Here is an 8,729-nt window from a genome sequence, read left to right on the forward strand (position 1 = left end):
GGGAAGAGTGGAAGGAGAAATTGCTTGAGGCCAGGAATAAGAGGCCTCGTCCTCGTATAGACGATAAGATTATAATATCTTGGAATGCATTGTTGATCAATGGTTTAGTAGATGCCTATAATACGTTTGGGGAAGCTTCATATTTAGAAAAAGCCGAAGAGGTATTCCGCTTTCTTAAGGAAAAAGGCCTTAAAGGAGATCATTTAATACACTCTTATAAGGAAGGCAGTAAGGTAGATCATGGATTTCTGGAAGATTATGCCTTTTTGGCCAATGCCTCGCTAAAGTTATATAGCACTACTATGTCTGAAGAATACTTGAAAATTGCGCAGAAACTGACGCAGATTGCCCAAGATAAGTTTAATGACGAAGCTTCGGGGATGTATAGCTATAAGGAGGATGAAGAGCTTATCTCTAAAATAATAAAGACAGACGACGGGGTATTGCCCTCGCCCAATTCTGTAATGGCCGAGAACTTGATGCTCCTTGGTCATATTGAATATAACAAAGAGGCCACCAATAAGGCGAAGTCCATGCTGTCTTCTATGGTACCTGCAATAGAAACAAATCCTAACAGTTATTCCAAATGGAATTCGTTGCTGCTAAAATCGGTTTATCCCTTTTTTGAGATTGCCGTGGTAGGGGATCAGGCATCCGAGTTACTAGCCGACCTGCATCGGGAAAATCTTCCTAACACCCTGATTGTGGGGAGCGATAAGGAAAGCGAGGCCCCATTGTTCAAGGATCGTTATGACAGTGATGGTACCTATATATATGTATGCCAAGACCACACCTGTAAACTTCCGGTAGGGACCAAGGAGGAGGCTTTGGAGCAAATGAGGAATTTTTGATGCTGTTATTTTATGTGCTTCAATAAATGTGTCAATTTAATTTTCTTGGGCCTTGTCCGGTAATGAAGTATTAATAACACCAAAGGAATACAGGGAGTTGTACGATTCACTGTATATCCCTTTGTGTTTGTTTGCACATAAATATTTGGAGAATATTGAGGATTCCCAAGATGTAGTGCAAGATGTCTTCCTTAAAATTTGGCAGAAAGAACTATTGGTAAAGGATAAAGCGTCGGCAAAACCATACCTTTATTCCGCTGTTAGGAACAAGTGCTTGGACTTTCTAAAGAGTTCCTATTCACAAAAAAGGGAGAAACATATCAGCGTGGATCATAAGCAGCTAGAAGAAGAAAGCTTTTTCGCAAGGGAGTTTGTGCTCGTAGAGACCTCCGAGATCATCGAAAGAGCATTGAATTCCTTGCCCACGAAGCATAAAAATGTCATACGTTTTGGGATGCGAGGTATGACGAATCAACAGATAGCAGACCGTCTAAATCTTTCTGTGAATACCATAAAATCACAAAAAAAAGTAGCTTATCGTCAACTCAGGTTACTTTTAGAAAAGGACTTACTTCTTATAATTTTGATGTATCTAGTATGAATATCTCAATTTTGTAACTTTTTTTTCACCCACTTCATATTTTTTATCGTCTTATAGTAAGAGGGAGCAATATTCGCTTTCTCGATTTATCAATAAATGCATGCCTGGATTAAAGAAGTTTTTAGGGTTGTCAAAAAGGTTGGCTACTTATATTTTAAAAGGAGAAGATCAAAAAGGTATTGATCTAAAATCGGAATTCAATCAAGAGGATGAAGCCTATATCCTCCATAATCTAACCGATCCCGATAAAATACGCGAGCGCAGGGAATTGCGGAAAGTATTTGAACAGCAAAAGGAGTTGCGCTATCGGAGGATTACTGGGGAGAAGAATACATTGAGGGTTCGCTTACGCCCAGTATTAAAACTGGCAGCTGTATTCCTAGGGGTGATAGGGCTGGCATATTTCATTTATACTAATTCTACTCAGAATAATAGTAAAAACTCAAACATTGAAGTAAATGGAATAACGCTGCGCTTAGAGGATGGTAGTAGCGTAAATGTCAATTCATTGGACAGTATGGAGACCTTATATGGAAATGGAGAGGTAGCTGTGAAGCTGCAAAACGGGAGATTAATATATGATGATAAGGCCGGTATAGAGGAACTAATATACAATGAGCTAATTATTCCTAAGGGAGAGCGCTACGGAGTTCGATTATCCGATGGAACAAGGGTAACCTTAAATGCCGGTAGTTCCTTGAAATACCCTGTTAATTTTATCAAGGGGCGTACTCGCGAAGTCTATTTGGACGGTGAAGCATTTTTTCAGGTTACCAAGGATTCGATCCACCCGTTTTCGGTTGTTTCCAATGGAATAGCGGTGAAGGTTTTGGGAACTAAGTTCAATTTCTCCTCTTATCCCGAAAATTCGGAGATATCGGCAGTCTTAACAGAAGGTTCCATACAACTGTATAAGGTTGAAGAACCTGTAAAAAGCTCTTTGCTGAAACCAGGTCAAATGGCTTCCTGGAATCGCAAAGAGGAAAATATTACTATTTCGGAGGTGGATGTTAGCCTCTATACCGGTTGGATGGATGGGGAATTGATTTTTAAGAGTACCTCATTTAAAACTATTTTGGAGAGATTGGAAAGGAGTTATAATGTGGAAATCATAAATAACGATCATACACTGAATGCGGAAATTTTCACGGCTTCCTTTCATATTGATATCGAGGGCGTTACCGATGTTTTGGATTACCTCAAATTGGAGCGACCCTTTACCTATTCCATCGATGATAATAAAATAATTATAAACCCTTAAAAATGATATGATTATGATTTTAGAATGAAAATTTATGTCAACGGGCGATATCTAGGAAAAAAACGACCATTCCTTGCCCAAAAAAAGTAATTGAATATAGATTCTAAACTGATTAAATAACTGAACTAAAATATGAAAAAGAAGAATCCTAAAGGGCTGCTACCCAGAAGCCTTTTTAACGTTGATCTAAGAATACACCTTACTGCTGTATTATTGTTATTTGCCATTTTTTCTACGCAAGCCAACAACTATATAACAACTACTAAAATATCCCTGCATTTCGAGAATGCCAGTTTAAAGGAGGTCCTAGAGAAAATTGAAGCGGATACTGAGTTTAGATTTTTGTTTCGGGACAAAAATATTGATCTGAATAGAAAGGTAACTATTCAGATTCAAAATAAAAGCATCGAAGTTGTATTGAATGAATTATTCAAGAATTCTAAAACTACCTATGCTGTGTATAATAACAGACAGGTGCGATTAATGCCCAAAGAGAAAATTATATCCAACAGTGACGATTCTGTAGATCGTGAGACCGTACAGAAAGAAATTTCCGGTAGTGTAAAGGATTCTGATGGAATCCCGATTCCGGGGGTAAGTGTTGTAATTAAAGGAACCAATAGGGGAGTTGCGACCGATTTTGACGGTATGTTTACAATAGCGGCTGATGCTAATGATGTATTGGTTTTTTCTTCCATTGGTTATGCCAATTATGAGGTTTTGGTAGGTGATCAAAACAACCTTGAAGTGGTTATGAAGGTGGAGGCATCTTCCTTGGACGAAGTTGTAGTAGTTGGGTACGGTACCCAAAGAAAATCGGATTTAACTGGTGCTGTGGGTGTACTTAGTAATGAAGATCTGCTACAGGCTCCAGTAAACAATTCACTTCAAGGACTACAAGGAAAAGTTGCCGGGGTTAATGTGTTTCTAAATTCAGGATCCCCATCCGGAGCACCGAAAATAGTAATAAGAGGTGTTGGTACCATCAACTCTTCCTCAACTCCGCTCTATGTTGTAGATGGGGTTGCTATGGAGGATATCCAATACTTAAACCCAAATGACATTGAACGTATGGAAGTGTTGAAGGATGCTTCTTCAGCAGCTATTTATGGAGCCCGTGGTGCCAATGGAGTGGTGTTGATTACAACTAAACGAGGTACGCAAACCGGCAGAATGACGATTGGGTATGATGGTTTTGTCAGTGTTGGAAGGATGCAAAACAAGATGGATTTGTTAAATGCTGAAGAGTGGTTGGATGTGGTTAGAATAGGTATGGAAAATACGCCTAAATATAGGCCAGATGGTCCGGTGCCTGTTTTTACCACCAATGACCCAAGGCTTTTTGATTCTTCCGGGAATCCTCTGTATGACACCGATTGGCAGGAGGAAGCTACAAGAACGGCTATTTCCAATAACCATCAACTAAGTATTCAGAGCGGTGATGAGAAATCTTCAATAGGAGCCTTCCTTAATTATTCCCATATGGAAGGAATAATGTTGAACAATGACGTGGATAGAATAAGTGGAAAGATCGCCTATGATATAAACCCAAAAGATTGGTTGTCCCTAGGTATCAATCTAATGGTGAATAACGTTAAGGAAAAAGAATTCGAAGAAGGGGGTGGCGGACAAGTTCCCAGAAGAACGATGATAGAAATGCCTCCTATATTCCCAGTGAAATTTCCTGACGGTACTTACAGTAATAGTTTTGATATTGAAGATGCCTATAACCTGGAGGCTATGGCCAACCCAGTACATGTATTGGAAACTCAGGATAGACTTTGGGAAAGGAATCAAATCTTTGGAAATGCTTTCGCTAAATTCAATATCTTGCCTGGACTGGAATTTAGAACACAATTCGGGTTTGATAAGCGTGTGAACAATAAGCAAGAATATTCACCCCGTGATTTGGTGAATATTTCAGCTCCCAATGGTTTTGCAAGAATTTACAATGCTAAAAGTACCTACTGGCAGCAAGAAAACTACTTGACCTACCAAAAGGAGGTCGATAATCATAGATTCAATGGTATGCTAGGGTTGAGTTGGCAAGAGAATGTATTCGAGTCTTCCGATATTCAGGCCCGTGGATTTAGTGATGATTTCTTTAAATACAACAACATTGGTTCCGCCAGTAATCCAAGTGCCCCGGTTTCCAGCTATAGTAAGTGGGCATTAAACTCTTATTTCTTGAGGGCTGGTTACACGCTAAAGGATAAATATATGGTCACCTTAACAGGAAGGGTTGACGGATCCTCTAGATTCGGGGCCAATAACAAATATGGATTCTTCCCTTCAGCCGGGTTGGGTTGGATGTTGTCCGAAGAAGATTTTTTAAACGAAAGTGAAAAAATCAATCGACTTAAGCTAAGGGCTAGTTACGGAATTACCGGTAACACGGAAATTCCTGCCTACAGCTCCTTGGCTACTGTTTCCTCTGGTACGGTTTTACTCAATGGAACAAGGGTAGCAGCAAGTTCGGTTAATAGATTATCGAATCCCGATTTAGAATGGGAAAAAACAAGTCAATTGGATATTGGTTTGGACCTCGGGGCTTTTAATAATAGGATTAGGTTTGAGTTCGATTATTATTACAAGGAAACAACCGATCTGCTGCTGGATAGACCAGTTCCGTATGCCACCGGGTTTGTTTCGGTTAGGGATAACATTGGAGCAGTTTCCAATAAAGGAGTGGAGGCCATGTTGGTGACGCAGAATATCGCTACTCCTGATCTGAATTGGGAAACTTCCTTCAATATCAATTATAATAAAAACGTAATTGAACGTTTGGGGGAAAATGACGAGGATATCTTACCGGGACCACATTGGGTCTCGGGTAGCCAGACCATCTTGAGGGTTGGGGAATCCTTGAGTTCTTTTTGGGGGTATGAGCGCTTAGGAACCTGGGGTATCGATGAAGCAGCAGAGGCTGCCTTGGTGGGTGCCGTGCCAGGAGAGGCAAAACGCTCTAAAGAGAAAAAGATACTAGGTAAAGGATTGCCAGATTTTACCGGTAGCTTCTCAAATACCGTAAACTATAGGAATTTTGATTTTACAGCCGACATACAATTCGTAGGCGGGGTGGATATTATGCAGCAGTTTTACCACTCTACAGAAGACCGGTCTGGTATTGCAAATGGACTGGCGACTATTTTATACGATGGGTGGACCGAGCAAAATCAGAATACGATGGTCCAGGAGATACGAAATCAGGCATATGCTGGTCAAAATAGCCATGTAGATAGTCACTGGATTGCGAACGGATCTTATATAAGAGGCAACCTCTTTTCATTGGGGTATAGCTTTTCCGAATCGGCATTGGAGTCTATGGGCTTAAATAGGTTGAGGGTGTATGCAAGTTTGGAAAATGCTTTTGTAATTCACTCTAAGGATTTCCAAGGATATGATCCTGAGGCGACTTCTTGGGGAGGTAATCAGTGGGGGCAGAATATTTTTTTCTTCCAATACCCAAAACCAAGAACTTTTACTCTAGGATGTAGTCTTAAGTTTTAATTGAAAAAACAAAATATGTATATCATGAAATCTAAATATTTTTTATTGATTCTATTAGTAACCGGTCTTGGCGCTTGTTCCGATTTTTTAGACGAGGAGCCGTTAAGTGAATTGGCCTCAGAGCAGTTTTTCACGGAACCGGATCAAGCCTATAGTGCGGTAAATTCCCTTTATCGTACGGGAGCCCCTAATATGACGGATGGCGGGGTTTACAGTGGCATGCCGTTGATGCTGGGTGCCTATATGTCTGGCTTCTTTTCAAATGAATATGCAGGACAAGAACTTCATGTCAGCAATACACAACAGTTAACGTTAAACGGTGATAATATTGGAAATTACCTGCAGAATAGATGGCGTGAATTGTACTTAGGTATTTCTAGGGCCAACAATGCAATAAAACACATTCCTGAAACTCCCGGACTTACTGGTGAGGAACGCAGCCAATTAATTTCAGAGGCAAAGTTTTTTAGGGCTTATGCATATTTTTACCTGGTAAGGTTCTTCGGTCCTGTTCCGGTGACTACCGAGCCGTATGATTCCCTGGAAAACCTTTATTTGGAGAGAAGCCCTATTGCTGATGTTTACGCACTTATAGAAGCTGATCTAAAGGACGCATTGGAAAATGGTGGGTTGCCCACTACGACGATGGTGAACAATGGAAAGCGAATTACCGCTGGGGCGGTTGCGACCTTGTTGGCCAAGGTATACCTTACCATGAGCGGTGCACCCCTCAAGGCAAATCGCTATGCGGATGCCGCTAAACTGGCCCAGGATATCATAAACGGAGTCTATGGTCCCTACAGTTTGGTGCAGCACGATGAGATTAATCTAGGAGAAATTGATTTGGAGAATTCAGCCTATAATAAAATTAGGAGATCGGAGGCTTCGGCACAGGAGCATATTTACTTAAAGGAATTTGATGCGGCTATTGCACCATCTACCTTCCCAAGGTATTCTTATCCCGTAGGATTATCCCAAGATGTTCTATATGATATTTCGAATGGAGCATATCAGCCTTCCAATGGTTTTTTGGACTTGTACGACCCTAATAACGATTTAAGGGCGCAGGAGAAGCAATATTTTCACACCACCTTGGAAGGGACAAACAAAACATTTCCTACATCCCCTTATATGTGGCATGATGATGAAGCAATGTTTAACACAGCTCTTTCTGGGAAAGATCAAGCGATGATGACCTTTGCAGATGTGTTGCTAATTGGGGCAGAAGCTATCGCAAAGTCCACGGGAGTAACCTCTGAAGCTGTGAACTACCTTGCTCAAGTTCGTGGGAGGGCCTATTGGAAGACCGATATGGCAGCGATGGAACTATCGTTGTCTGGGTTAGGCGTAGATGAATTTGTAGAAGAAGTATGGGTGGAACGACACAGAGAATTGGTGTTTGAATTTCAAAACTGGTTCGATATTGTTCGTACCAGAAAGTTTCCAGTGGCTACTAGCCCTGGGGTGGTAAAGTTTGTGGATGTAATAGGACATGTTACAGAGCAAGGTAAGACCATTGAGGAAAAGCATATGTTGCTACCACTCCCTGAGCCAGAAATTCAGCGTAATCCTAGCTTAGGAACCGATAATAACGGATATTAATCGGTTTTACTATACATAACTTATGAGCTAGCTCCATTTTTCTTTAACGAAAAATTGGAGCTTAGTTCTATCAACAGAGAACAATTAAATGGATGGGGTAATTTAGAGGTTGTAAAACCTTACTCCTTTCTCAATAATGATAACAATTTTGAGAAGAAACCAAGATGAATTTAATTGCTGATTGTTTAGATCCAACAGAACCGTAGTGTTGATTCGTTATTTTGCTTAGTGAAGTATTGATATAAAAGGTATATCTTGAAGATGAGGCGAGGCTTCCTAAGGGATGCCAAACATACCTTGTTTAAGAGGTTATTAAACGCTTAGCCTATCTTGTCGTACTTCCTAAGTTTTATGTCAAATAGGTAGCAATCCATGGCTGTTGGTATAAATATTTTTTAATTATTATTTTTTTACGCTTATATTGAGCGTCAATTTAAATTTCTATTATGCAAATCAAAGAATCCTCAGAAGTATATGACGTAATCATTGTTGGTTCCGGCGCTGGTGGTGGTATGGCTACAAAGCAATTGGCAGATGCCGGACTAAATGTGGCGGTGGTAGAAGCAGGTCCGTTTTTTGATCCTAAGGATCCGGCGCAAATGACCCAATTTAAATGGCCTTATGAATCCCCCCGTAGAGGTGCCGGTACCACACGTGCCTTTGGAGAGTGGGATGCAGCTTATGGCGGTTGGGAGATTGAAGGTGAACCCTATACCCGTGAGCCCGGGACAAAATTCGATTGGTTTAGAGCCCATATGTTGGGAGGGAGAACAAATCACTGGGGGCGAATCTCCCTAAGATTTGGACCTAAAGATTTTAAAGGAAAAACTAGGGATGGCCATGGTGAGGATTGGCCTATTGGATACGAGGATGTAAAACCCTATTACGATAAGGTAGATAAGCT

5 protein-coding genes and 1 pseudogene are annotated in these 8,729 nt (G+C 40.7%); all 6 read left to right on the forward strand.

The genetic code is table 11. The features are described from left to right. A pseudogene (locus tag F1E73_RS17655) lies at positions 1 to 851 on the forward strand (thioredoxin domain-containing protein); the annotation flags it as partial. A gap of 52 nt (positions 852 to 903) precedes the next feature. Beyond that, the gene (locus F1E73_RS15830; protein WP_086477588.1) at positions 904 to 1,452 is read left to right on the forward strand and encodes an RNA polymerase sigma-70 factor; all 549 of its coding nucleotides are present in this window, start codon (positions 904 to 906) and stop codon (positions 1,450 to 1,452) included. A gap of 100 nt (positions 1,453 to 1,552) precedes the next feature. Then, positions 1,553 to 2,713, forward strand: coding sequence for a FecR family protein (locus F1E73_RS15835; protein WP_086477589.1), 1,161 nt, complete (start codon positions 1,553 to 1,555; stop codon positions 2,711 to 2,713). Between the two features lie 132 nt (positions 2,714 to 2,845). Continuing rightward, a complete protein-coding gene (locus F1E73_RS15840; protein WP_086477590.1) occupies positions 2,846 to 6,223 on the forward strand; it encodes a TonB-dependent receptor in 3,378 nt (1,125 codons plus the stop codon). Positions 6,224 to 6,247: 24 nt separating this feature from the next. Continuing rightward, positions 6,248 to 7,825 carry a RagB/SusD family nutrient uptake outer membrane protein gene (locus F1E73_RS15845; RefSeq protein ID WP_086478297.1) on the forward strand — a complete coding sequence of 526 codons (1,578 nt, stop codon included), beginning with the start codon at positions 6,248 to 6,250 and terminating at the stop codon, positions 7,823 to 7,825. Positions 7,826 to 8,271: 446 nt separating this feature from the next. Continuing rightward, positions 8,272 to 8,729: FAD-binding protein (locus F1E73_RS15850; protein WP_150452487.1), on the forward strand; the 458-nt coding region annotated here is incomplete at its 3' end.

Origin of the sequence: Arenibacter lacus, from assembly GCF_008711145.1 — a bacterium.
GTDB classification, from domain to species: Bacteria; Bacteroidota; Bacteroidia; order Flavobacteriales; family Flavobacteriaceae; genus Arenibacter; species Arenibacter amylolyticus.